This window comes from Streptomyces sp. NPDC005820 (genome assembly GCF_040630255.1).
In the GTDB taxonomy this organism is placed as follows: domain Bacteria; phylum Actinomycetota; class Actinomycetes; order Streptomycetales; family Streptomycetaceae; genus Streptomyces.
On sequence record NZ_JBEXXE010000016.1, the window covers coordinates 166,475 to 191,301 of the forward strand.

General features: G+C 74.8%; 12 protein-coding genes. 2 read left to right on the forward strand and 10 right to left on the reverse strand.

Annotation, left to right across the window (positions count from 1 at the left end; translation table 11 throughout):
- Positions 1-96: 96 nt before the first annotated feature.
- Both ABZ464_RS21500 and ABZ464_RS21505 read right to left on the reverse strand, forming a co-directional pair.
- Positions 97-558 carry a hypothetical protein gene (locus ABZ464_RS21500; protein WP_359279215.1) on the reverse strand — a complete coding sequence of 154 codons (462 nt, stop codon included), beginning with the start codon at positions 556-558 and terminating at the stop codon, positions 97-99.
- Positions 548-1,033, reverse strand: a complete 486-nt coding sequence (locus tag ABZ464_RS21505) for a copper-binding protein (protein ID WP_359279216.1) — start codon at positions 1,031-1,033, stop codon at positions 548-550. Before ABZ464_RS21505 ends, ABZ464_RS21500 begins: the two co-directional genes overlap by 11 nt.
- A 143-nt stretch (positions 1,034-1,176) precedes the next feature.
- Here ABZ464_RS21505 and ABZ464_RS21510 point away from each other — a divergent pair, with 143 nt between their 5' ends.
- The gene (locus ABZ464_RS21510; RefSeq protein WP_359002596.1) at positions 1,177-1,752 is read left to right on the forward strand and encodes a sigma-70 family RNA polymerase sigma factor; all 576 of its coding nucleotides are present in this window, start codon (positions 1,177-1,179) and stop codon (positions 1,750-1,752) included.
- A 5-nt stretch (positions 1,753-1,757) separates the two neighbouring features.
- Positions 1,758-2,417 (forward strand): hypothetical protein, encoded by a 660-nt coding sequence (locus ABZ464_RS21515; RefSeq protein ID WP_359279236.1) that lies wholly within the window; start codon positions 1,758-1,760, stop codon positions 2,415-2,417.
- A gap of 30 nt (positions 2,418-2,447) precedes the next feature.
- On the opposite strand, the gene ABZ464_RS21520 is transcribed toward ABZ464_RS21515, so the two are convergent.
- From ABZ464_RS21520 to ABZ464_RS21555, 8 genes are all read right to left on the reverse strand, one after another.
- Positions 2,448-3,860, reverse strand: coding sequence for a lamin tail domain-containing protein (locus tag ABZ464_RS21520; protein WP_359279217.1), 1,413 nt, complete (start codon positions 3,858-3,860; stop codon positions 2,448-2,450).
- A gap of 146 nt (positions 3,861-4,006) precedes the next feature.
- Positions 4,007-4,798 carry an SGNH/GDSL hydrolase family protein gene (locus ABZ464_RS21525; protein WP_359279218.1) on the reverse strand — a complete coding sequence of 264 codons (792 nt, stop codon included), beginning with the start codon at positions 4,796-4,798 and terminating at the stop codon, positions 4,007-4,009.
- 155 nt (positions 4,799-4,953) lie between these two features.
- Positions 4,954-6,000 carry a 2-oxoglutarate and iron-dependent oxygenase domain-containing protein gene (locus tag ABZ464_RS21530; RefSeq protein WP_359279219.1) on the reverse strand — a complete coding sequence of 349 codons (1,047 nt, stop codon included), beginning with the start codon at positions 5,998-6,000 and terminating at the stop codon, positions 4,954-4,956.
- A 121-nt stretch (positions 6,001-6,121) separates the two neighbouring features.
- Positions 6,122-7,339: a cytochrome P450 gene (locus ABZ464_RS21535; RefSeq protein WP_359279220.1), complete on the reverse strand. Its 1,218-nt coding sequence runs from the start codon at positions 7,337-7,339 to the stop codon at positions 6,122-6,124.
- Between the two features lie 41 nt (positions 7,340-7,380).
- Positions 7,381-8,211, reverse strand: a complete 831-nt coding sequence (locus tag ABZ464_RS21540; protein ID WP_359279221.1) for an LLM class F420-dependent oxidoreductase — start codon at positions 8,209-8,211, stop codon at positions 7,381-7,383.
- Positions 8,208-9,728: a class I adenylate-forming enzyme family protein gene (locus tag ABZ464_RS21545; protein WP_359279222.1), complete on the reverse strand. Its 1,521-nt coding sequence runs from the start codon at positions 9,726-9,728 to the stop codon at positions 8,208-8,210. Before ABZ464_RS21545 ends, ABZ464_RS21540 begins: the two co-directional genes overlap by 4 nt.
- A 60-nt stretch (positions 9,729-9,788) precedes the next feature.
- A complete protein-coding gene (locus tag ABZ464_RS21550) occupies positions 9,789-16,898 on the reverse strand; it encodes an alpha/beta fold hydrolase (RefSeq protein WP_359279223.1) in 7,110 nt (2,369 codons plus the stop codon).
- Positions 16,895-24,820, reverse strand: coding sequence for an SDR family NAD(P)-dependent oxidoreductase (locus tag ABZ464_RS21555; protein WP_359279224.1), 7,926 nt, complete (start codon positions 24,818-24,820; stop codon positions 16,895-16,897). The genes ABZ464_RS21550 and ABZ464_RS21555 overlap by 4 nt, the downstream gene beginning before the upstream one ends.
- Positions 24,821-24,827 lie beyond the last annotated feature (7 nt).

Sequence of the window (24,827 nt, forward strand, 5' to 3'; positions counted from 1 at the left end):
CCACGTGAAGGGATGTGACGCAAAGGGATGTGACGCAGGGATCCCGTGCACAGGCGCCCGCCGGGCCTCGGCCCGGCGGGCGCCTGTGCGGCAGGGTCACCGTTGCCGTGCGCCTCCGGCATCCGTCCGGTGCCGATGGTGCGGGACGTGCTCGTGCGCGCGGTGGTGCGGGCGGCTGTACGCGACCACCGCCAGGACGGCCAGGACGGCCACCCCCGCCGCCTCGACGTACAGGGTCGGCCGGACCAGTTCCGCGTCCGTCGACTCGACGAATCCGAACAGACCCGTGGTGAGGCTGAGCACCAGGGCGCCCAGGGTGCCGGCCGTGAAGAGGGCGGTGACCGCGGCCACCGGGGCCAGCCCGCGCACGGGGGTGACCAGCAGCGCCACGGCCAGCAGGATGCCGACGACGCCGTTCAGCAGGAACAGCGGCCCGATGGTGACGAGGCCCCGGTAGCCCTCGTCCCACAGGCGCAGATGGATCACGGCCATCGTCGCCGTCAGCCCCGCGCCGGCCAATCGCAGGACGAGCGTCACGGCCGTTCGCTCAGTAGCCATTGCTCGTGCCCGTCGACGTGTGGGTGCTGCCGGTCGACGCCGGGGTTCCGGCGACCGTGATGTGCGTCTTCATACCGAGGTCCTTGTGTCCGTCGACCGGGCAGTACACCTGGTAGGAGCCGGACTTCAGCGCCACGGTGAGGGTCGTGGACTGCCCGGGCTCCAGTGTCTTGCTGCGGCTCTCGCCGCCGGGGCCCTCGAGCTCCAGGGCGTGTTCGTGGTGGCCCATGTTCTGCGCCGTGAAGGTGTACCGGCCGGGGTGATACGTCTGCGTCGAGAGCTGGATGTGGAAGTCGGTCAGCTTCGCCGTGACCGGGGTCCCGGAGGCCGCGGCCTTGGACGGGGCCGGAGCGGTCGTCGTACCGGAGCCGCTGCTGCTGTTGCTGCCGCCGCCTCCGCAGGCGGCGAGCACGGCGGTCAGTCCGCCGGCGGCCACGCCGAGGAGCACGCGGTTTCGGATGTGCGGGATGGTCATGAATCGGTCCTCCGGATCGTCCCCCTGCAAGGGGTACGGCCACGGCGGGCGAAGGGATTGCGGATCGGCCGAGGGAGAATTGCTCCGGAGGGAGAATTGCCGTGGAGCGCAATCCCTTCCGGGCGTAGGAACGTATTCCTGGTATGTGGCGCATCGGCCTATCCTTCGGGCGGGTGCCCGACGAGGCACTGCTCACCGGTCTGACGACGGGCGATCCCGAGCTCGCCGTGGCGTTCGTGCGCCGTTTCCAGAGCACGGTCTACGGGGTGGCCCTCGCGGTCCTGGGCGACGCCCAGCTCGCCGAGGACGTCGCCCAGCAGACCTTCGAGCGGGCTTGGCGGCACGCCCAGGTGTACGACCCGCGGCGGGGATCGGTACGGGCCTGGCTCACGACGATCGCGCACAACCTGGCGATCGACGCGGTACGGGCCCGGCGGGCGAAGCCGGTCGCGCCGGAGGACCTGGACGCGTTGCTCGACGTCGTGACCGAGACGCCCGAGCGGCGGGCACTCGCCGACGACAACGCGGAGCGGGTCCGGCGGGCGGTGCAGGAGCTGCCCCGGGAACAGGCGCGGGCGCTGGTGATGGCCGGGATCTACGGGATGACGGCCTGGGAGGTGGCGGACGCCGAGCACATTCCGCTGGGCACGGCGAAGACGCGGATCCGGACCGGCACGCGCAAGGTGCGCGCCCTTCTCGAGACGGAGGAGAAGCGGTGAGCGGCATGGAGTGCGAGCGGCTGCGCGAGCAGGGCGCCGAGCTGGCGCTCGGGGTCCTGCCGGCCCGCGAGCGGGCCGAGGCGGTCGCCCATCTGGACCGGTGCCCGGACTGCCGGGAGCACGTCGAACGGCTGACGGCGGTCGGCGACGGTCTGCTCGCCCTGCTGCCGGGCGCCGAGCCGCCGGTCGGTTTCGAGAGCCGGGTCGTACGGGCGCTGGGCGCGGCCCCCGCGCCGAAGCCCCGCAGGCACCGGCTGCGGCTGGCGGCCGCCACGGTGGCCGCGACGGTGGCCTGCGGCTTCGGCGGCTGGGCGGTCGGCACGGTGGTCGAGGGCGCGCCGGCGCCGGTCGCCCAGCGCACGGACAACGGTCTGCGGGAGGCCGCCCTGGTCTCCGGCGGCCATGAGGTGGGCCGCATCTTCGCCCACGGCGGTGACCGGAGCTGGGTGTACATGTCCGTCGAGTTCCCCGGCGCAGACCGGGGTCCGGTGCGGTGTCTGCTGGTCCGCGCCGACGGGTCGACGGTCCCGGTGGGGTCGTTCCCGCTCAAGGACGGTTACGGCTACTGGGGGGCACCGGCCCCGGTCGATCCGACGACCGTGACCGGCGCCCGCCTCGTGGGCCCGGACGGGAGCCTCCTGGCAACGGCACGCTTCCCGGCGTGAGGTCCGCCGGGGCGCCGGCAGGCCGGGCCGTCAGCAGGTGACGGTGCCCTTGCGCAGGGCGTGGCCGCCGTCGTTGCTGTCGTCGGACCAGTAGACGGGCTTGGTTCCGGCGGTGCACTCGTCGGCGCCGGCCAGGGTGAAGCCCTCGTTGTTGTAGTCGGGCATGCCGGTGGGGCGGTCGTAGACGGCGGTGGTGGCGAAGGCTCCGGAGGCGTCGACCCGGAAGGTGCGGTGCTGTCCGTCGCACGTGTCGTCACAGACGGCCCACAGGCGGGTGGCCTGCGGTTCCCACTGGAGCTCCATGACGCCGCTCATCCCGCTGGAGAAGGACGCGACGCGGGTGAAGGCGCCGGAGTCCTCGAGGACATAGCCGTAGATCATTCCGGTGCCTTCGACGCCGGTGAAGAACACGCCCCCGCCGTGGGCGCCGTAGCGGGCCGGGTCGTAGGCGGCGCCGGTCGAGGCGTCCTTGAAGGCGGCGCCGGTGAGGTGGGTGTCGGGGACCCAGGTGATGCCCTCGAAGCCGAGGTTGGAACCGACGGGGGGCAGGTCGGCGGTGAGGTTCCACTCCTTGGTGGCGGTGAGCGTCGAGCCGGTGCCGGAGACGTCGTACCTCAGCACGGACAGACGGCTGGTGCCGGAGGCGTCGCCGTTGCGCTCACTGGCGACGAAGACACCGGCGGCGGAGCCGCCACCGGTCACGGTGACGCCCTCGCTGTCGGGGCTGCCCGAGCCGCCGGGGAAGCGCAGGGTCTTGCCGGAGGTCCAGCCGCTGGTGGTGTCGGGGGTCCAGCCGCCGGAACCGTTGCGGACCAGGCGCCACAGCTTGCCGCTGTTCTGGGCGCCCCACATCACGCCGCCTTCCTGGAGCAGGCCGCTGAGGTCCTGGCCGAAGACGTCGGAGGCGTCGGCGGTCGTCACGGAGCTGCCGCCGGGCCACGCCACCGGGGTGCCCCCGCCCGTGCCTCCGCAGTCGTTGGCGGCGCCCAGGGTCAGCCGGGCCGCCTTGAACGCACCGGTGCCGTCGGGACACCGTGACCAGGAGGGGTCGGAGTGCTGGGTCCAGGAGAAGCTGTCGACGAGGGTCGCGCCGTCCGGCAGGTACAGGCGTGCCTTGTCGGCCGACCCCAGCCCGAACTTGGCGTGGACGTCGAAGGCACGGAACGCGCCCGCGGCCAGTGTGGTCCCTGAAGCGATCTTGTACGTCGAGCTGTCCTTGTCGTCCCTGAGGATCCAGCCCGAGATGTCGACCGCCGCGGTGCCCTTGTTGTACAGCTCGATCGAGTCCTCGACGCTCCCGGTGGTGACCACTTCGTTGATGCGGATGTCGTCGGCCGGGGCGGCGTGGGCCGGGGCGGCGGTCAGCGCTCCGGCGAGGGCCGATCCGGCGACGAGGAGAAGGGCGAGATCACGGGGCCGGCGGCGGGTGCGGGATGCGGTCACGATGTCCGTCCAAGGGTCGCGGAAGACAGGGCGCCCCGACGGTCCCGGCCCGGGCCGAACCGGGTGTCCCCCACGGGGCGGACTTCCCGTGAACGATGGTCGAAGAGTTCTGGCGGCAGGGACCGTGACCAGTCCATTTTACGGGGTCAGGTACGGGAGGGCACGGTCACCGGAAGCAGCTCGGGCCGCTTCGCCCGGCGGCCGTCGCCGGAGGAGCGGCCACGCAGACGACGGGCGATCCAGGGGCCGAGGAAGGTGCCGGCCCAGCGCAGCTCGGTGGTGACGGACCGCAGGACGGTGGCGCGCGCCTCCGCGGCCGGCAGCGGCCGGGTCCAGTCGGCGTCGCTGCCGGGGAGGGCGAGCGCGTGGGCGACGGCGGCCGCGATACGGGCGTGCCCGAGCGGGCCGGCGTGCAGCCGGTCGGGGCTCCACAGGCGCGGGTCGGTCACGACGGGGTGCGCAGCCGTCTCCGCCACCACCACTCCGTGGCGTCCGGCGGCCTCCCTGATGCGCTCGTTGAGCGCCAGGACCCGGGGGCCCAGCGGGCGGGCGAGCGGTGTCATGCGTGCGACGTCGGGGAACGTCAGCGTCGCGACCGTGGCGCCCTGCGCGGTGAGCGCGGCGAACATCGCGTCCAGGTGGCCGGCCACCTCGTCGGCGTCGAAGCCCGGGCGCAGCACGTCGTTGACCCCGGCGACCACGGTGGCGAGGTCCGGCCGCATCGCCAGTGCGGGGGCGAGCTGTTCGGCACGCACCTCGTCGGCCTTGCGGCCGCGCACGGCGAGGTTGGCGTAGTGCACTGCGGGGCTGTGGCGGGCGACGTGCTCGGCGAGCCGGTCGGCCCAGCCGCGGAGGCCATGGGCGTCGTCGCCGTCGCCGACCCCCTCGGTCTGGCTGTCCCCCAGGGCGACGTAGCGCAGATACGCATGGTTCGTCATGGACCCGCTCTCCCTATGCAACTGAGCACCTAGGTGCATTGTTGACTATAAGGATAGCGTCGCCCCCGCCCAGCGGGTCGAGGTGCGCCTTGCGGCCCGGGGTGAGGGCCGCAAGGCGCGTGGCTTCGGGGCTTCGGGGCTGAGCCCGAGCGGGGTCAGGACGGACCGGCCGCCTCCTCCCTCAGCTTCTCCAGGACGGACAGCCGGTCCTCCGCGTGGATCCGCCGCGTCGTCACCCGGTCCGGGTAGCAGCGCAGGAACATCGCGGTGAAGTGGCTGCCGTAGTGCAGGAACTCGGTGTCGTCGGTGCCGTCGAGCGGGCGGGCCGCGGCCTGGAAGCTGGGCTCGTGGAAGTAGGCGAAGGCGTAGCGCTCCCGGTCGGCAAGTTTCACCTTGTGGGGTGTGGAGAGCAGGGTTCCGCCGGTGAGGAACTGGAAGAGGTCGCCGGGGAACACGGTGAAGGTGTGCGGCACCGGCGGGACATAGGTCCAGCGGTCGTCGTCCTCGTAGACGCCCGCGGCGCTCTCCTCGGGCAGCCAGTTGCGGTTGCGGTGCTCGCCCTCGATCGGGGGCCGGATGTACAGGGCCTGTCCGGCCTCGTCCTGGGTGGCGATGACCAGCAGACCGTAGTCGGTGTGGGCGCCGATGCCGCGGTCGGTGGTCGCGGACGCGGCGGGGAAGCGCAGGATGCGCATGTGGTGCCAGCCGTCGTCGGTCAGCCGGGTGAACGCCTCGATGTCCTGGCCGAGTCCGAGGGCGGTGAGCCTGAGGATCCGCTCGCCGAGGTCCCCGGACTGTTCCAGGTAGGCGTTGACGGCCTCGCGGTACTGCTCGTCCGGCCAGGGGACGGGGCCGTGGCAGGGCCAGTTCTCGGCGACCCGGGCATCGTCGAGGGACACGTCCTTGGTGACGGTGAAGATCTCCGAGCCGTCCTGGACGCCGTCGGTCACCTCTTCGCCGGAGGCGACGTATCCGCTGTAGCTGAGGTCGCTGAGGTGCCGGGACTTGTCGGCGAGCGGCAGGGAGAAGAACCGCCGGCTGGCCGTGTAGGCGTCGGCGATCACGCCGCGCTGCGCGGGCGGGATGGCGACCTGGTAGATGCCGTCGCGCTGCCATGCTTCGATCATCCGCTGTCCCAGGCGGATGTCCTCGGGTGTCCCGGTGATGGTCTCCGGGATGTCGAACGTGACGAGAGCGGTCAAGGGAGTTCCCTTCCAGGGTGTACGGACATGCGGGTGCGGGTGTGGTGCGGGGTGTGGCTTCGGGTGTGGTCCGGGGGTGGCTGCGGGTGCAGGTGCGGGTCCGGCGGAGGGGGAAGCCGTGTCAGGGCTTCGTGCGGACCGGCAGGCTCCGTACTCCGCGGTGGAGCATGCTGGGCCGCCAGGTCGGTTCGCCGGGCTCGAAGGCCGGGGCCAGGTGGGGGAAGTGCGCGAGGAGGCGTCCGAACGCGATCTCGCCCTCGGCCCTGGCGAGCGGTGCGCCCACGCAGTGGTGGACGCCGTGGCCGAAGGCGAGGTGTCCGGTGGCGGCACGGGTGACGTCGAGCCGGTCCGGCTCGGGGAAGCGGGTCGCGTCCCGGTTGGCGGAGGTGAGACCGACGAACACGAACTCGCCCGCCGGGATGGTCACTTCGCCGACCGGGACCGGATCGGTGGTGCGCCGGAAGTGGCTGATGTTGGCCGAGCTGTCGTAGCGCAGGAACTCCTCGACCGCGTGCGGCAGGAGGGACGGGTCGGCCCGTAGCGCGGCCAGTTGGTCCGGGTGGTCCAGCAGGGCGAGGGTGCCGTTGCCGATGAGGTTGACCGTGGTGTCGAAGCCGCCGACGAACAGCACGACGGCGAGCGAGACGACCTCCTCGTGGGTCAGCCGGTCCTCGCCGTCGTGCGCCACGATGAGCGAACTGAGCAGGTCGTCGGCGGGGTCGGCGCGCTTTGCCGCCACGATCTCGCTCACCAGCGTGAACAGCGCGTTCGACGCCCTGGTCACGGCCTCCCGGTCGGCGTCGAAGGTGAGGACGGCGGAGGTGGCGCGGAACTCGGCCCGGCTCTCCTCCGGCACGCCCAGCAGTTCCGAGATGACCGTGCTCACCAGGGGGGCCGCGAACTCGGTCACGACGTCGAACTCCGCGCGGTCGGCGAGGGCGTCGAGGAGGTCGTCGGCGATGCGCTCGATACGCGGGCGCAGCGCGCTCACCCGGCGCATGGTGAAGGCCTTGGCGACCAGGGCGCGCAGCCGGGTGTGATCCGGCGGATCCATGTTGATCATGGATTGCTGGATGGCGTGGCCGTAGTCGCGCTGGCGGCTCATGTCGGTCTGGTGGCGCTCGAAGAGGTGCGCGGCGTCGGCCATGTTCTTGCTGAGCCGGGGGTCCGCGAGCAGGGCGCGGCCTTCCTCGTAGCGGGTGACGAGCCAGACCTTCAGTCCGGTGGGCAGGACGGCCCGGACGACGGGGCCCTCCTCGCGGAGCAGGGCGTACACGGAGTGCGGGTCCCGGACGAAGTCGGGGCCGAGCACCACCGGTTCGGTGGTCGGAGGTGGCATGTGCTGACCGCCTTTCACGGCGTTGTGTGGGGGGTGTTCCTTCAGGAGAGGCGGTCGCCCAGGCGGAGGGCGATCCGGTCGACGGTTCGGGTGGTGCGGACGGCGTCGACGGGTCTGGCCCAGAACAGGACGCGGTCGACGCCGGCCGCGGCGTAGGCGTCGACGTCGCGGAGGTCGCCGCCGAACAGGGTGACGGGCAGCGGCTCGTCGCTGCCGGGTCTGCGGGCCGTCTTCTTGAACTCGGCGATCTGGTCGAGGACTCCGGGACGGGCCATGGGGATCCACGCGTCGCCGTAGGCGAGGACGCGTTCGGTGACCCGGGGGCCGTTGCCGGCGACGAGCACCGGCGGGTGCGGGGCCCGGACGGGCTTGGGCCAGGAGGTGATGTGCTCGAAGTGGACGAAGTCGCCCTGGTAGGAGGCGATGTCGTGGGTCCAGATCCGACGCATCGCCTCGACGCGCTCACGCAGCACCTGCCAGCGGTCGCCGGGATGCACGCCGTGGTTGCGCAGCTCCTGCTTGATCCAGCCCGCGCCCACCCCGAGGTTCATCCGGCCGCCGGACAGGACGTCCACGGAGGCCACCGCCTTCGCGGTGACGAGCGGGTCGCGTCCGGGAACGAGCAGGACGCCGGTGCCGAGTTGGAGCGTGGTGGTCGCCTGCGCGACGGCTCCCAGGACGACGAAGGGGTCCATGCCCCGCCCGAACTCGGGTGCGAGGTGCGCGATGTCGTCGCTCTCGGGTGTGACGGCCGGGAGGTGGGTGTGCTCGGGGACGAACAGGGACTCGAAGCCGCGGTCCTCGAGGAGGGCGCCGAGTGCGCCGGGCGCGATGGCGTCCCGGGTGGGGAACATGACCAGACCGAACTTCACGACACCTCGCCGCGGGGTGCGCGCGAGGCCGTGTACGCGGCCGCGAGCCGCTGCCGGCCGAGTTTCCCGCTGGGCAGGACCGGCAGTGCGTCGACGACCTGGATCTCGCTCGGGTGCTTGTACGTCCCGATGCGGCCGGACAGGTGCGCCAGCAGCCCGCGCTCGTCGACCTGCCGTCCCGGCTCGGGCTCCACGAGAGCGATCGCCCGTTCGCCGGTGGTCTCGTCGGGCACGCCGAAGACGAGGGCGGCGGCGACGTCGGGGTGTGCGGCGAGGGCCTGCTCGATCTCCAGCGGGGCGACCGGATGGCCCTCCACCATGATGAGGTCCTTCCTGCGGCCGACGAACAGCAGGCAGCCGTCGTCCCGTTGCCGCACCACGTCCCCGCTGGCGAGCCACTCGGTGCGGTCGAAACGGTCCACCCCGGCTCCGTTCCACGTCCCGACGGGTCGGGACGGGGTGCGCAGCAGCAGCTCTCCCGGCTCCCCGGGCGCCGCGTCGACCCTGACCTCGACGCCGGGCAGCGGCCAGCCGAGGGACGCCTCGCCCACGGCGTCGATCCTCGGCTGCTCGATCACCGGCGCGGCGGTCTCGGTCATGCCGTACACGCCCGTGAGGTGGGCTCCGAACCTCTCGGCGAAGTCCCGGCTGAGCTCGGCCGGGCAGGCGTCGCCGCCCGCGACACAGCGGGTCCCGGTCAGGTCGGGCGGCGGTTCGGCGGCGGCGCGGGCCTCGGCGAGCAGGGCGCGGAAGCTGGTCGGCGCGCCGCCGATCCAGCCGAAGCGGTGGGTGCGCAGCATGCGCAGGACGACGTCCGGGGTGTTCACCGGGGTCAGGGCCAGCGGGCGGCCGGCGCGCAGGGAGGTGAGCAGGACGAGGATGCCCCAGGGGTTGATCAGGTTGATCATGTAGTAGGTGGCGTCGGCGTGCCCGACGCCCTGGGCCTCGGTGAGGTCCAGCCCGGCGCCGAGGGTCGCCCGGGAGAGGACGAGGCTCTTCGGGAGGCCGGTGGTGCCCGAGGTGTAGAAGATGGCGGCGAGGTCGTCGGGGCCGGCCGCGTCGGCCGGAACATCCGGTGCGTCGTCCGCCAGGAGGTCCTCCCAGGCGGAGGTGGTGGCCGTCCCCGGGGAGTCCAGGATCCACGCCCGCTCGACCGTGCCGCTCTTCCCGGTCACGTGCGCGCAGGATTCGTGCACCTCGGCCTCACCGACGTAGAACCGTGGCGCGCTGTCCGCGATCAGCTGGTCCACCTCGCCGGCGGACAGCTTGTGGCTCAGCGGCACGATCACGGCACCGGTGCGCAGACAGGCGTAGTACACGCAGACCAGCTCGTACCGGTTGGTGAGGTGGACGGCGACCCGGTCCCCGGCGCGCAGGCCCGCCGCGAGCAGTCCGCCGGTGATCCGCCCGGCCAGGGCGAGGACGGTGCCGTACGGGATCGCGTCGTCGAGCGTGACCAGGGCGGGCGCGTCGGGTCGGCGCAGGGCGGTCTGCTGGAAGTCCGAGAAGATCGACATGGGTACCTCCGGTCGGGACGCCGTGGGCGAGACGGTGGTCCAGGGGCGGAAAGGGGGCGCTCAGTGGGACGAGGCCGCCGTCCCGTGGGCGGCGAGCAGGGCGGTGAGGGTGTGCGCGGTCTCGGTGACGTGCTCGGTGAGGAGCCCGAAGTGGCTGCCGGGTGTGGCGGCGTGGGCGGTCAGCCCGGGCCAGTGCCGGGCCCAGCCGCCGTCGGGGGCGGAGGGCACCTGGTCGGCGGCCTCGACGAGGAGGAGGGGGGCGGTCAGGGCGGTGGGGGTCCAGTGGTTGCCGAACAGGTCGAGGTACCGGCCCATGGCGGTCAGTCCCGTGTCGTCGTGGGACCAGAACGCGCCCGGTGCCGTGGCCCACTCGCGCAGGATGTCGGTCGCCGCGGCCCGGGTGAGGGCGCCGGGCGGCAGGCTGTCGACGAGCACGACGGCCTCGGGGCGCACGCCCCGGTCCTCCAGCCGCCGGGCCGCGGCGTGGGCGGCCAGACCGCCGGTGGAGAAGCCGAGCAGGGTGAAGGGTTCTCCCCCGGCGCAGCTCTGCACTGCGGTGGCCACGGCCTCGGCGGCCGCGTCGGCGGTCTCGGGCAGCGGCTCCCCTTCGCCGTACCCGGGCAGGTGTACGGCGGCCACGTCGCACCGCCGGTCGAGCGCGGCGGCCAGCCTCTGGTAGGTGAGGTGGGCGGCGGCGGGGATGAACGAGTCGACGCAGATCAGCGCGGGGCGTCGCCCCTCGCGACGCAGCCAGGTCGCCGTGGGCACGTCGTCGGGGCCGGCGTCGGTGAACGAGGGCCGCAGGCGCGCGGCCGCCGCCAGCACGGCGATGCCCTCGCCGGTCCGGTCCTCGCAGACCGCCTGCCGCAGCAGCGCGGCGAAGCCGTCGGCCGGCCCGTCGGGGCGGACCGGCCGTGTGCGCTCCGCGGTGACGGGGGTGTCCGCTGCGGCAAGGAGGTCCTTGAGGTGGGCCGCGAGCGCCGCGGGGGTCGGGTGGTCGAAGACGGTGGTCGCGGGCAGGCGCAATCCGGTCGCGGCGGCCAGGCGGTTGCTGATCTCCACGGAGGTCACGGAGTCGAAGCCGAGGGACCTGAAGCCCGTGTCGGCGGCGATGGCCGAAGGATCGGGATGGCTGAGGACGGCTCCGGCGTGCCGGGCGATGAGGTCGAGGAGGTGTCGGTCCAGGTCGGAGCCGGACAGCCGGTCGAGGCGCCGGGCCGGGGGCTCTCCCGCCGGTCGCGCCGTCGGCGTGGCCGTGCCCAGCTCCGACAGCAGCTTCGTGAAGCCCCGGGCGCGCAGCGCGTCGAGGTCCAGCCGGGCCGGGACGAGCAGCGGGAGGTGGCTGTCGGGGCCCGGGCCGAGGGCGGCGTCCAGGTGGGCCAGGCCTTCGTCGACGGGCATCGGTACGAGTCCGGCCCCCATGACTTGTCTGATCCCCTCGGTGCCGCCGAGCCGCTCGGCCAGTCCGGATCGCGCCTCCCACATGCCCCAGGACAGGGCGGTCCCGGGGAGCCCCTGGCTGTGGCGGTGCTGGGCGAGGGCGTCGAGGAAGGTGTTGGCGGCGGCGTAGCCGGCCTGCCCGGCGAGGCCCAGGACGCCCACCGACGAGGAGTAGAGGACGAAGGCGGCGAGGTCCAGGTGCCGGGTGAGGCGGTGCAGGTGCCAGGCCGCCCGTGCCTTGGGCGCGAGGACGGTGTCGAGCTGTTCGGGTGTCAGGTCGCGTACCTCGGCGGGGTCCACGGTGCCCGCGGTGTGGACGACGGCGGTGAGGGGCCGGTCGACGGGCAGCAGGGCGGCGAGGGCCTCGGGGTCGGCGACGTCGCAGGAGACGACGGTGACCTGCGCGCCGAGGCCGGTGAGTTCGTCCGTCAGGTCCGCGGCGCCGTCCGCCTCGGGCCCGCGTCGGCTGACGAGCAGCAGGTGCCGGACGCCGTGTGCGGTGACGAGGTGCCGTGCGGCGAGCGCGCCCAGGGCGCCGGTGCCCCCGGTGATGAGGACGGTGCCCTCGGGATCGAGGGGGCGGGGCACGGTGAGGACGACCTTTCCGGTGTGGGCGGCGTCCCGCAGGAGGCGTAGCGCTCGGGGAGCCCGCCGGATGTCCAGGGCGGTGACGGGCAGCGGGCGCAGCGCCCCCTGGTCGAACAGCTCGGCGAGGCGGGCGAAGGTCGCGGCGACCCGCTCGGGGTCGTCGGACAGGGTGTACGGCAGGTGGCGTGTGCCGGGGTGGTCCGAGGCGGTGCGCCGGGGGTCGCGCGGGTCGGTCCTGCCGAGGTCGACGAGTCGCCCGCCGGGGGCGAGCAGCCGCAGGGAGGCGTCGGTGAGTTCCCCGCCGAGGCTGTGCAGGACCACGTCGATGCCCCGGCCGGCCGTCGCCGCGCGGAACCTCTGTTCGAAGCCGGGATCCCGGGAGGAGGCGATCCGGGAGTCGTCGAGGCCGAGCGCGCGCAGGGCGGTGTGCTTCGCGGGGTGGGCGGTGGCGTGGACCTCCGCACCGAGATGGCGGGCGATCTGCACGGCGGCCATGCCGACCCCGCCGGCCGCGGCGTGCACCAGGACCGTCTCGCCCGCCTGGAGGGCGGCGGTGTCGACGAGGCTCTGCCAGGCGGTGAGGAAGGCGGCCGGAACCGTGGCGGCCTGCGCGAACGTCCAGTCCGCCGGGACGCGGACCAGACAGCGGTGGTCGACGACCGCCAGGGGGCCCATGGCCCCGCCCCAGGCCATGCCCGCCACCCGGTCCCCGGGCTCCAGGCCCACCACGCCCGGGCCCGTCCCGACCACCACGCCGGCCACCTCGCCACCGATCCGCCCCGGCTCGGGAAACCGGCCCAGCGTGATCAGCACATCGCGGAAGTTGACTCCGACCGCGCGGACGGAGACCCGTACCTGCCCCTCCCCGAGTGGCTCCCCGACCTCGGGGCAGGGCTCGATCACGAGGTCGTCGAGGCTGCCGACCGCCCGCTCTGGGACGGTGACCCGCCAGGCCGTCCCGTCGGCGGGCGGGGTGAGCGTCCCATCGGGCTCGGCCTCGGTCAGCCGCGGGACGAACAGGCGACCGCGGCGCAGGGCGAGTTGGGGCTCGCCGGTGGCCAGCGCCGCGGGCAGTCCGGCCCATGAGTCGTCGGTGTCCGGGTCGATGTCCACGAGGACGAACCGGCCCGGATGCTCGGCCTGGGCCGTCCGCAGCAGACCCCACACCGGTGCCTGGGCGAGGCCCGCGACCGGGTCCCCGTCGGTCACGGCCACCGCGCCCCGGGTGAGTACCACCAGGCGGCGGTCGCGCGTCCGTTCGTCGGCGAGCCAGGTCCGGACGGCCGGCAGCACCGCGTCGGGGTTCTCCGGGCACACGAGGACCACCGGGTCGAAGGGGGCGGAGCCGAGGTCGGCGACCACCCGGTCACCGGGCCCCTGCGGGGGCGGGTCGCCCTCCGGCACGATCCAGCAGACCGGGTCCGCGGACGCACCGGCCGGCGGGGACGGTTCGCGCCAGCTCAGCCGGTACGGCCGTACCCGGTGGCCGGAGGGCCGAAGCCGCACCGACTCGACCACGGCGACGGGCCGGCCGGTGGTGTCGGTCAGCCGGAGCGCGGGGGTCGTGGGGGACAGTTGGGCGCGCACGGCGGTGGCACCGGCATGGACGGTCAGGCCGGAGAGGGAGAACAGCATGCGGGGCCGCCGCTCCCCCGTGGGATCCGTCGCCGCGTCGATCAGCGTGGCCTGGAGGCCCGCGTCGAGGAGCGTGGGGTGCAGGGCGTACGCCGCTCGGGCCTCGGTGTCCTCCGGTGGCAGGCTCGCCTCCAGGTGGACGTCGGTGCCGTGCCGCCAGGCGGCCGTGATCCGGCGGAACGCGGGCCCGAGGGTGATGGCCTGCTCGACGAGGCGCCGGTACAGCACGTCGAGGTCGACGGGTTCGGCGCCGGCGGGGGGCCAGGCCCCGGTTTCGGGCAGGTCGGGGGCGGTGGGCTCGGTCGGGGCGAGCGTGGCGGTGGCGTGCCGCGTCCAGTCGGTACGGCCGTCCACGGGCAGACGGCCGAACGCGGGCAGGCGGCCGTCCAAGGGCAGGCGGAACGAGAGGTCGGCGGAGCGCCGCCCGTCGGGTGTGGCCGGGCCGACCCTCACCTGGATGTCGACGGCCGAGTCCTCGGGCAGGGGCAGGGGGGTGTGCAGCAGGAGGTCGTCGAGGCGGCCGTAGTCGAGCCGCGTACCGGCGTGCAGGAGCAGTTCGGCGGTCACGGCGCCGGCCGCCGTGGCGGTGCCGCCGACCATGTGGTCGCGCAGCCAGGGGTGTTCCCGGCTCGACAGGGTGCCGGTGAACAGGACGCCCTGCCCGTCGGCGAGGTCGACGGCGGCGGCGAGGAACGGGTGGTCGAGGGTGGTCAGGCCGCCCCCGGCGGCGCGCTCCCGGGGCGGGGTGCGCAGCCAGTGGCGGCGGCGCTGGAAGGGGTAGGTGGGCAGGTCGACACGGTCGGCGTACGGCAGGATCCGGCTCCAGTCGAGGGTGGCGCCCCGGACGTGGAGCCGGGTCAGGGCGGCGGTGAGGACCCGGGGTTCGTCACGGCCCTTGCGCAGGGTGGGCGTCCAGACGACCTCGGGCCCTGCGGCGCCGGACTGGCCCAGTGCGGTGAGCACGGCGTCCGGTCCGATCTCCAGGAAGGTGGTGGTGCCCAGGGCGCGGAGCCGGCCGACGGCGTCGGCGAAGCGTACGGTGCCGCGCGCGTGGCGGGCCCAGTAGTCCGGCGAGCAGGCCTGTTCGGCGGTGAGGAGACCGCCGGTGAGGGTGGAGACGACGGGCAGGGCCGGGGGGCGCAGGTCCAGGCCCGCGGCCACCGCGCGGAGGTCGTCGAGCACGGGGTCGAGGTGCGGTGAGTGGAAGGCGTGGCCGACGCGCAGCCGGCGGACGACGCGCCCCCGCTCCCGCCAGTGCGCGGCGATCCGGGTCACGGTGTCGTCGTCGCCGGAGATCACGGTGGCGGACGGCCCGTTGACCGCGGCGACGCCCGCCAGGTGCTCATGGCCGGACAGGGTGGCCAGGACCTCTTCCTCGCCCGCCGCGACGGCGATCATCGCGCCCGTGGCGGGCAGCGACCGCATGAGCCGGCCGCGTGCGAGGACGAGCGTGGCCGCGTCGGCGAGGGACATGACCCCGGCGGCGTGGGCGGCGGAGATCTCTCCGACGGAGTGGCCGGCCAGATGGTCGGCCCGCAGCCCCAGGTGCTCGACGGTGCGGTGGAGGGCGGCTTCGAGCGCGAAGAGAGCGGCCTGGGTGAAGTCCGTACGGTCCAGCATTCGCGCCGCTTCGGTGTCCGGGTCGGCGAACATCACCTCCTTCAGCGGCCGCGGCAGATGGGGGTCGAGGTGGGCGCAGGTCTCGTCGAGGGCCTCGGCGAACACCGGGGAGTGCGCGTGCAGACCGCGGCCCATGCCCGGCCACTGGGAGCCCTGGCCGGAGAACAGGAACGCGGTCCCGCCCGGCCCCCGTACGCCGAGGGTGAGGCCGGTGGCGGTGCGGTCGTCGGCGGCGAGGGCGTCGAGGGCGGTGAGCAGCCCGGCGCGGTCCCCGGCGGTGACGACGGCCCGGTGGTCGAGGTGCGCCCTGGTCGTGGCCAGGGAGTGACCGACGGCGGCGAGGTCGGTGTCCGGCGCGGCCCTGACGAACCCGGCGAGTTGTGCCGCCTGGGCGCGCAGTCCCGCGGGTGACGCGGCGGAGAGCGGGCACAGGAGTCCCGGGGCGGGCAGCGCCGGGGGCGCGGTGTCGGGCAGGGCGTCGCGGGGCGGGGCCTGTTCGAGGATCAGGTGGGCGTTGGTGCCGGAGATGCCGAAGGAGGACACCCCGGCCCGGCGGGGACGGCCGGTCCGCGGCCAGGGGCGGAGGGCGGTGAGCAGCCGGACCGCGCCCGAGGACCAGTCCACGCGGGAGGAGGGGACGTCGGCGTGCAGGGTGCGGGGGAGTTCGCCGTGGTGCAGGGCCATGACCGTCTTGATGACCCCGGCGACGCCGGCGGCCGCCTGGGCGTGGCCGATGTTGGACTTCAGCGAACCCAGCCACAGGGGGCGGTCGGCGGGGCGGCCGCGGCCGTAGGCGCGCAGCAGGGCGTTGGCCTCGACGGGGTCGCCGAGGGCGGTTCCGGTGCCGTGGGCCTCGACGGCGTCCACGTCGGCCGGGGTGAGTCCGGCGTCGGCCAGGGCCTGGCGGACGACCTGTTCCTGGGCGGTGCCGTTCGGTGCGGTGAGGCCGTTGCTCGCGCCGTCCTGGTTGAGGGCGCTGCCCCGGATCACCGCGAGCACCGGGTGTCCGGCCGCGCGGGCGTCCGCCAGCCGTTCCAGCAGCAACAGGCCCACGCCCTCGGAGAAGCCGGTGCCGTCGGCGCCCTCGCCGAACGCCTTGCACCGTCCGTCGGGGGCCAGGCCGCCCTGGCGGCCGAACTCGACGAAGACCTCGGGGGTGGCCATGACGGTCGCGCCCCCGGCCAGGGCGAGGGAGCACTCGCCGGAGCGCAGGGCGCGGACGGCGAGGTGGACGGCGGTCAGCGACGAGGAGCACGCGGTGTCGACGGTGACGGCGGGTCCGTTCAGGCCGAGGGTGTAGGCGATACGGCCGGAGGCGACGCTGGTCAGGCCGCCCTGGAGGCGGTAGCCCGTCAGGCCGGGGACGTGCCGGTCGAGGGGTGGCAGGTAGTCCTGGTGGGTGGTGCCGACGAAGACGCCGGTCGGGGTGTCCCGCAGCGCCGCCGGGACGATTCCGGCCCGTTCCAGGGCCTCCCACGCGGTCTCCAGCAGCAGCCGCTGCTGCGGGTCCATGGCTGGCGCCTCCCGGTCGGAGATCCCGAAGAAGGCGGCGTCGAACCCGGCCGCGTCCTCCAGGAACCCGCCGTACCAGGCGTGTCCGTCGCCGGGGCCGGACAGCGTGTCGGGGTCCCAGCCCCGGTCGGCGGGGAACGCGCCGACCGCGTCCGTCCCGTCGGCGACCAGTCGCCACAGCTGTTCGGGGGTCCGTACCCCGCCGGGCAGCCGGCAGGCCATGGCGACCACGGCGACGGGCTCCCGGGCGGCGTCGAGGAGTTCCCGGTTGCGCCGCTTGAGCCGCTCGTTGGCCAGGAGGCTGCGCCGCAGGGCCTCGGTGATCTGTGTCTGCGCGGACGGGTCGGGCACGGGCGGCTCCGTACGGGGCGTCATGAGGCCTCCCCGGACAGGGCGATGGCGACGAGTTCGTCGAGGCCCGCTTCCTGAATGCGGGTGTCATCTCCTGCGGGGAGTTCGGCGGCGTGGCCGGCTTCGGCATCGGCGGATTCGGCGTCGCTGCCGGGAAAGAGCCGCTCGTCGAGGTGGCCGGCGAGGGCCGCCGGGGTCGGGTGGTCGTAGGTGAGGGTGGCGGGCAGTCGCAGTCCGGTGGCGGAGGTCAGCCGGTTGCGGAGTTCCAGTGCGGTGAGGGAGTCGAATCCGGCGGACTTGAACGGCTGGTCGGGGGGCAGGGACGTCGAGCGGTCGAGGCCGAGGACGCCGGCGGCGTGGTCGGTGATCAGGGTGTGCAGGTGGCGCAGCCGGGCCTGCGGGGCGAGGGTGGCCAGGTCCCGCCGCAGGTCGGGGGCGGGGCCGGGGACGACCCGGCGGACGGGGGTCGCGGTGGTCAGGCGTCGCAGGAGGGGGTGCAGGGTGCCGCGTTCGCCGTTGGTGCGCAGGGTCCGCCGGTCGAGGGGGGCGGCGGTGAGGGCCGGGTGCGGCAGGCGCAGGGCGGCGTCGAGGAGGGCGTGGCCGTGGGCGGCGGTGAGGGGGGCGAGACCGGTGCGGGCGATCCGGGTGTGGTCGGTGCCGGTGAGCGCGGCGGTGAGGCCGGTGACGGGCCGCCACCAGCCCCAGGCGACGGAGGTGGCGGGCAGTCCCTGGCGCCGGCGGTGGTGGGCGAGGGCGTCGAGGAAGGTGTTGGCGGCCGCGTAGTTGCCCTGGCCGGGGTTGCCGAGGGTGCCGGCGGTCGACGAGTACAGGACGAACGCGGCGAGGTCGAGGTGCCTGGTCTGCTCGTGGAGGTGCCAGGCGGCGTCGACCTTCGGTGCGAAGACCGTGGCGAGGTCGGTGGGCGTCAGCCGGGCGACGGTGCCGTCCGCGAGGACGCCCGCGGTGTGGAACACCCCGGTCAGGGGGTGTGCGGACGGTATGGAGCCGATCAGGCTCCGGAGCGCGTTCGGGTCGGCGGTGTCGCAGGCGGCGACGGTGACCGTCGCACCGGCGCTCTCCAGGTCGGCGCGCAGGCGCTCGGCCCCCTCGCCGGCCGCTCCTCTGCGGCTGGCGAGCAGCAGGTGGCGGACGCCGTGTGCGGTGACGAGGTGGTGGGCGAGGAGTCCGCCGAGGGTGCCGGTGCCGCCGGTGATCAGGACGGTGCCGTCGGGGTCCAGCGGGCGGGGCAGGGTGAGGACGATCTTTCCGGTGTGCCGGGCCTTCTGCATCAGCCGGAAGGCGTCGGTGGCGTGCCGGATGCCGTAGGAGGTGACCGGCAGCGGGGTCAGCTCACCGGTGTCGAAGAGCCGGCGCAGTGCGGTGAGGATCTCCTCAGTGCGCTCGGGGCTCGCGCTGTCGCGCCGGTCGAACGCGCGGTAGATGAGGCCGGGGTGGCCGGCGGCCAGGTCCGCGGGGTTCCGGATGTCGGTCTTGCCGAGTTCGATGAACCGGCCTCCGGGGGCCACGAGGTCGAGGGAGGCGTCGGTGAACGGGCCGGCCAGGGCGTTGAGGACGACGTCGACCCCGCGCCCGCCGGTGGCGGTGCGGAAGCGCTCGGCGAAGTCGAGGGTGCGGGAGTTGGCGAGGTGCTCGTCGTCGTAGCCGAGGCCGCGCAGGGTGTCCCACTTGCCGGGGTGGGCGGTGGCATAGGGGATCGCGCCCAGGTGACGGGCCAGTCGGGTGGCGGCCTGGCCCACTCCCCCGGCGGCGGCGTGGATCAGGACGGTCTCGCCGGGCCGGATGCCGGCGAGGTCGACGAGCGCGTGGTAGGCGGTGACGTAGGCGACGGGCACGCTCGCGGCCTCGGCGAAGGACCAGGTGTCGGGGATGCGGGCCGTCATGCGCCGGTCGGCGACGACGACCGGCCCGAAGGCCTTCTCGGTGAGGGCCGCCACACGGTCCCCCACGGCGAACCCGTCGACGCCGGGCCCGGTCTCGGTGACGATGCCCGCGGCCTCGGCTCCGGAGTCGTGCTGGACGGCGATGAGCCCCAGGGCGGCGGCGGTGTCGTAGAAGTTGACGCCCGCGGCGCGCACCGCGATGCGGATCTGACCGGGTGCCAGGGCGGCGCCCGCTTCCGGGGCGGGCAGCAGGGCGAGGTCGTCGAGTCCGCCGCCGCCCGTGGTGTCCAGCCGCCACGGGGTGGTGTCGGCGGGCGGGGTGAGCAGCTCGGCCGTGGAGGTACGGGCCAGGTGCGGCAGGAGCGGCTGTCCGGCGCGTACGGCCGACTGCGGATGTCCGGCGGCGAGTACGGCACCCAGGGCGGCCGTGCTGTCGGGGTGGCCGTCCGTGTCGACGAGGACGATCCGGCCCGGGTTCTCGTTCTGGGCGCTGTGCAGCAGTCCCCGGGCGGGGCTGTGGGCGAGGCCGGGCGGGTCCTGCGGGCCGGTGACGACGGCGTGGCGGGTGACGACCGCCAGGACGGTGCGCTCCAGGCGTTCGTCGGCGAGCCAGGTCCGCAGGAGGTCGAGGACCTCCTGGCAGAGGGCGCGGGCGGCGGCGGGGACGTCGGTCGTCTCCGGTTCGGGTATCGGCAGCGCCCAGACGACGAGTTCGGGCGGTGGGGTGCCCGAGGCGAGGGCAGCGGTCAGGTCGGCCAGACCGGCGTACCGGGGTGCCCCCTCTGCCGGCGGGCCGGAGCCGAGCACCGCCCGGTCCCCCGGGATGCCGGTCGTCGGGTCGGCGGGGCTCCAGGCCAGGTGCAGGAGGTCGTGCTCGGGCCCGGTCGGATCGAGGCGTCGGAGCCGGTCGCCGGTGGTGGCGCGCAGGGTGAGGGCGTCGATGGTGAGGACCGGTGCGCCGGTGTCGTCGGTGGCGTTCAGGGCGACGGTGTCGGGGCCGGTGCGGTGCAGATGGACGCGGAGCCGGGTGGTGGGCGTCCCGGTGTGGGTGATGCCGCAGAAGGTGAAGGGCAGCCGGGGTCCGGCGGGGCCGTCGGCGTCGGGCAGGGCGATGGGGTGCAGGGCCGTGTCGAGCAGGGCCGGGTGCAGGACGTGGCCGGTGGCCGCGAGTTCCTCCGGCAGGTGGGCCTCGGTGTGGATGTGCTCGCCGTGGCACCGGGCGGAGCGCAGTCCGGTGAAGGCCGGTCCGTAGTCGTAGCCCGCTTCGGCGAGGCGCGTCCGCAGGGCGGTCAGGTCGACGGGTTCCGCGTCCTCGGACGGCCGGGCGGGCGGGTGTGGTCGGACGGGGGCGTCCTGGGTCAGGCGGGCCGTGGCGTGGAGGGTCCAGGCGGGCGGGTCCGTGTCGTCGGGGGTGTGGGGGCGGGCGTGGAGGGTGAGGGGGCGGTGGCCGTCGCGGTCGGGCGGTCCGACGCGCAGCTGCAGGTCCATGGCGTGCTGTTCGGGCAGGACCAGCGGGGTGTGCAGGGTCAGTTCGGCGATGTGGCGGCAGCCGGTGAGGTGGGCCGCGTGCAGGGCGAGGTCGAGGTAGGCGGTGCCGGGGAGGAGGGCGACTCCGGCGGCGGCGTGGTCGCCGAGCCAGGGGTGGGTGCCGAGGCCGATCCGCCCGGTCAGGAGCAGTCCCTCGTCGTCCGGGAGGTCGATGGCCGCCCCGAGGAACGGGTGCCCGCTCCCGCGCTGTCCGGCGGCCGTGACGTCCGGCGGCGTCGGCGCGGTGAGCCAGTGGCGGCGGTGTTCGAAGGGGTAGGTGGGCAGGGCGACCGGGTGGGCGGCCGGCCCGTCGGGCCGGTGGAGGTCGTGGCCGCGGGTGTGCAGGCGTGCCCGGGCGGCCGTGAAGGCGGCGTTCTGCGGCCTGGCGCGGTGCAGGGTGCCGGTGATGAGCGCGTCGGTGTCGAGGGTCTCCTCGATCGGCGGCACCAGCACCGGGTGGGGGCTGCACTCCAGGAAGGCCCGGTGGGACTGCCCGGCGAGCAGACGGAGGGTGTCGGTGAGCCGTACGGGGCGGCGCAGGTTGTCGTACCAGTACGCGGCGTCCAGCGTGGTGCCGTCGAGCGGGGTGTCCTGGAGGTGGCCGTCGACGGTGCTGTGGAAGGGGACGGTGGTGGGCCGGGGCGCGAGGTCGGCGAGGCAGGCGAGGAGGTCCTCGCGGAGGGGGTCGATGTGCGCGCAGTGGCTGGCGTAGTCGACCTCGATACGGCGGGCCCGCACGCCGTCGGCCTCGCAGCGCCGCAGCAGGCCGAGGACGTCGGCGGTGTCGCCGGCGACGACCGTGGCGGCGGGGCTGTTGACGGCGGCGACCCCGATCCGGCCCTCGTACGGGACGAGGAGGTCCCGGGTCCGGTCGGCGGGGAGGCCCACGGTGGCCATGGCACCGGTGCCGGACAGCTCCACGAGGGCCCGGGCGCGCAGGGCGACGAGCTTCGCCGCGTCGGGCAGGGTGAGGGCGCCGGCGATGTGGGCGGCGGCGATCTCCCCCTGCGAGTGCCCGACCACGGCGTCGGGCCGGATGCCGTACGACTGCCACAGCCGGGCGAGGGAGATCATCACCGCGAACAGCGCGGGCTGGACGACGTCGACGCGGTCCAGGGCGGGTGTGCCGGGTGCGCCGCGCAGGACGTCGACGACCGACCGGCCGGTGTACGGGCGCAGCGCGTCGTCGACCCGGTCGAGGGCGTCCCGGTAGGCGGGGTGGGCGTCGTACAGCTCCATGCCCATGCCGGGCCACTGGGATCCCTGGCCGGGGAAGACGAACACCAGTTTTCCGGGGCCGGCGGGCCCCACCGTGCCTCGCGTCAGGTTCGGGTGGTCCCGTCCCTGGGTCAGCGCGCCCAGTCCGTCGAGGAGTTCGGCGCGGGTGCGGCCGTGGACGACGGCTCGGTGGGGGAACCGGCTGCGGGTGGTGGCGAGGGCGTGGCCCACGGCGGCGGGGTCGGTGCCGGGGTGGTGGTCGGCGTGCCGGCGGAGCCGGTCCGCCTGGGCGCGCAGGGCGGTCGGGGTCTTCGCCGAGAGCGGCCACAGCAGTTCGCCGGAGGGATCCGTGGGGGCGGCCGCGGGGAGCGGGGGCGCCTGTTCGAGGACGAGGTGGCTGTTGGTGCCGGAGACCCCGAAGGAGGACACGGCGGCCCGTCGGGGGCGGTCGCCGGTGTCCGGCCACGCGCGCTGTTCGGTGAGGAGCCGCAGGGCGCCGGCCGACCAGTTCACGTGCGGGGAGGGCGCGTCGATGTGGAGGCTGCGCGGCAGCAGCCCGTGCCGGAGGGCCATCACCATCTTGATCAGGCCCGCCACGCCCGCGGCGGCCTGGGTGTGCCCGAGGTTGGACTTGATCGAGCCCAGCCAGGCGGGGGTGTCGGCGGGCCGCTGTCCGTAGGTGTCGAGGAGCGCGTGTGCCTCGATCGGGTCGCCGAGGCGGGTTCCGGTGCCGTGGGCCTCGATCGCGTCGACGTCCGCCGGGGTCAGCCGGGCCTGGGCGAGGGCGTGTCGGATGACGCGACGCTGGGCGGAGCCGCTGGGCGCGGACAGGCCGTTGGAGGCGCCGTCCTGGTTGACGGCGCTGCCCCGGATCACCGCGAGCACCGGGTGTCCGGCCGCGCGGGCGTCCGACAGGCGTTCCAGCAGCACCATGCCGACGCCTTCGGCCAGTCCGATGCCGTCCGCGGACTCGGCGAACGCCTTGCAGCGGCCGTCGGGGGCGAGGACGCGCTGCCGGGAGAACTCCACGAGGACGCCGGGGCCGGCCATCACGGTGGCGCCGCCCGCCAGGGCCAGCGTGCAGTCACCGGCGCGCAGGGCCCGGCAGGCCTGGTGGACGGCCACGAGGGACGAGGAGCAGGCGGTGTCCAGGGTGATCGCCGGGCCCTCCAGACCGAGCGCGTAGGCGATCCGGCCCGAGGCCACGCATGCGGCGGTGCCCATGAACGCGTGGCCGGCCACGTCGTCGGAGGCCTGGTGGAGACGGGGTCCGTACTCCTGGGAGATGAGACCGGCGAACACCCCGGTGGCGGTGGAGCGCAGGGTCTCCGGGTCGATGCCGGCGTGTTCGACGGCCTCCCAGCACACCTCGAGCAGCAGGCGCTGCTGCGGCTCCATCGCGGTCGCCTCACGGGGCGACAGCCCGAAGAAGCCCGCGTCGAAGCCGGCCGCGTCGTAGAGGAACCCGCCGTTCGGCGAGGAGATCCTGCCGAGTTCGCCGGGGACGGGGTCGTACAGGCCGTCGGTGTCCCAGCCCCGGTCGGCGGGGAAGCCGCCGATGGCGTCCCGGCCGCTCAGCACCAGGTCCCACAGGGAGTCCGCGTCGGTCACCCCGCCCGGGAAGCGGCAGCCGATGCCGACGATCGCGATCGGCTCGTCCGCGTCGCCCTGTGCAGCGGCGTCCGCGTTGGCGCGGGTCGGCTCGTCCGCCGGTGACGCGAGGCCGAGTTCCCGGCGCAGGTGGTCGGCGAGCGCGAGCGGTGTGGGGTGGTCGAAGACGAGGGTGGGCGGGAGGTCGAGACCGGTGGCCACGGAGAGCGCGGCCGCGAGTTCGACGACGCCGAGCGAGGTGAGCCCGGTCTCCAGGAAGGTCCGGGAGGGCGTGGTGAGGGGGCGGCCGAGCACCCGGCCGGTGGCTCCGGCGACCAGGTCGGCGAGGATGTCGCGCTGTCCGGCGGGGGTGGCGGCGCGCAGGGCGGACGTGTCGAGCGGCGCCTCGTGCGGGCCGTGATGCGCCACGGTGATGCGCGGCCGGGGCACGAGACGTTCGTACGTCGTCTCCCAGGTCACCGGCACTCCGTTGACGAACGCGTGGGTGAAGGCCTGGAGAAGGCCCGCGCGGTCGCTCCTGCGGTGATCCAGCGTGGGGATCGCCGCGCCGGTCACGCCGGCCGCGCGCAGCGTCTCGTGGATGGCCGTGGTGAGCGTGGGGTGGCCGCTCACCTCGATGAAGAGCCGGTGGCCGTCGGCGATGAGGGCGCGTAAGGCCTGTTCGAAGAGGACGGTGCCGCGAAGGGACCGGTACCAGTGGCCGGGGGTGAGGTCGGGGCCGCGCAGGCGGGTGCCGGTGGCGGTGGAGTAGAAGGCGGCGCGGTGCGGGCCCTCGGGTGCGGCGTGCGGCGCGTGTTCGAGCATGAGGTCGCGCAGGATCTCGGTGTGGGCCGAGTGTCCCGCGACGTCGATGCCCGGCACGCGCCAGGCCCAGACGCCGTCCTGTGCCAGTGCGGCGAGGAGTTCCGTCACGGCGTCCGCGTCGCCGCCGACGGTCACGTTGCGGGCGCTGTTGACGGCGGCGATGTCCAGCCGGCCGCCCCATCGGTCGAGCAGGGGGCGGACGCGGTCGGCGGGTGCGGCGACGGAGGCCATGGCGCCCCGGCCCTCGATCCGGGTGAGCGCGGTGCCGTACAGGACGAGGAGCCGGGCGGCGGCGTCGGTGTCCAGGGCGCCGGCGGCGTGGGCGGCGGCGATCTCGCCGACGGAGTGGCCGACGACCGCGCTCTCCCGCAGGCCGTGGGCGCGCCAGGTGTCCGCGAGGGCCGAGGAGAGAGCGAACTGGACGGGCTGGAGGGTGGCCAGACGGGTGAGTTCCGCCCCTTCGGCGAGTGCGGCCGCGGGGTCCCAGCCGTCGAGGTGCGGGCGCAGGGCGCGCCCGTAGGCGCGGAGACGGTCGCCGAACTCGGGTGCCGAGGTGAGCAGTTCCCTCGCCGTGCCGGGGCGGTCGGCGCCCTGGCCGGGGAAGACCAGGACCGGCCGGCGGGCGAGGTCGGCGGTTCCGGTCAGCACATGCCGGGCGGGGCGGCCCTGGGCGAGCGCGGTGAGTCCGGTCAGGAGCGAGGCCCGGTCGGGTGCGAGGACGGCCGCGCGTCGTACGCCGTGACCGGTCGTCAGGAGGCGGTGGCCGAGGTCCCGGAGGGCTTCGTCCGGGGTGGTCCCGACCTGCTCGCGCAGCCGGTGGGCCGCCGCGGCGAGCGCGTCCGGGGAGTCCGCGGAGACCACCAGGGGTGGGCTGAGCTGTTCCATGGTCAAC

Coding starts and splice junctions, on each gene's coding strand:
- ABZ464_RS21510 (WP_359002596.1), top strand. CDS start 1,177: ATGTGGCGCATCGGCCTATCCTTCGGGCGGGTGCCCGACGAGGCACTG.
- ABZ464_RS21535 (WP_359279220.1), bottom strand. CDS start 7,339: ATGCCACCTCCGACCACCGAACCGGTGGTGCTCGGCCCCGACTTCGTC.
- ABZ464_RS21515 (WP_359279236.1), top strand. CDS start 1,758: ATGGAGTGCGAGCGGCTGCGCGAGCAGGGCGCCGAGCTGGCGCTCGGG.
- ABZ464_RS21505 (WP_359279216.1), bottom strand. CDS start 1,033: ATGACCATCCCGCACATCCGAAACCGCGTGCTCCTCGGCGTGGCCGCC.
- ABZ464_RS21555 (WP_359279224.1), bottom strand. CDS start 24,820: ATGGAACAGCTCAGCCCACCCCTGGTGGTCTCCGCGGACTCCCCGGAC.
- ABZ464_RS21500 (WP_359279215.1), bottom strand. CDS start 558: ATGGCTACTGAGCGAACGGCCGTGACGCTCGTCCTGCGATTGGCCGGC.
- ABZ464_RS21525 (WP_359279218.1), bottom strand. CDS start 4,798: ATGACGAACCATGCGTATCTGCGCTACGTCGCCCTGGGGGACAGCCAG.
- ABZ464_RS21545 (WP_359279222.1), bottom strand. CDS start 9,728: ATGTCGATCTTCTCGGACTTCCAGCAGACCGCCCTGCGCCGACCCGAC.
- ABZ464_RS21550 (WP_359279223.1), bottom strand. CDS start 16,898: ATGACGCCCCGTACGGAGCCGCCCGTGCCCGACCCGTCCGCGCAGACA.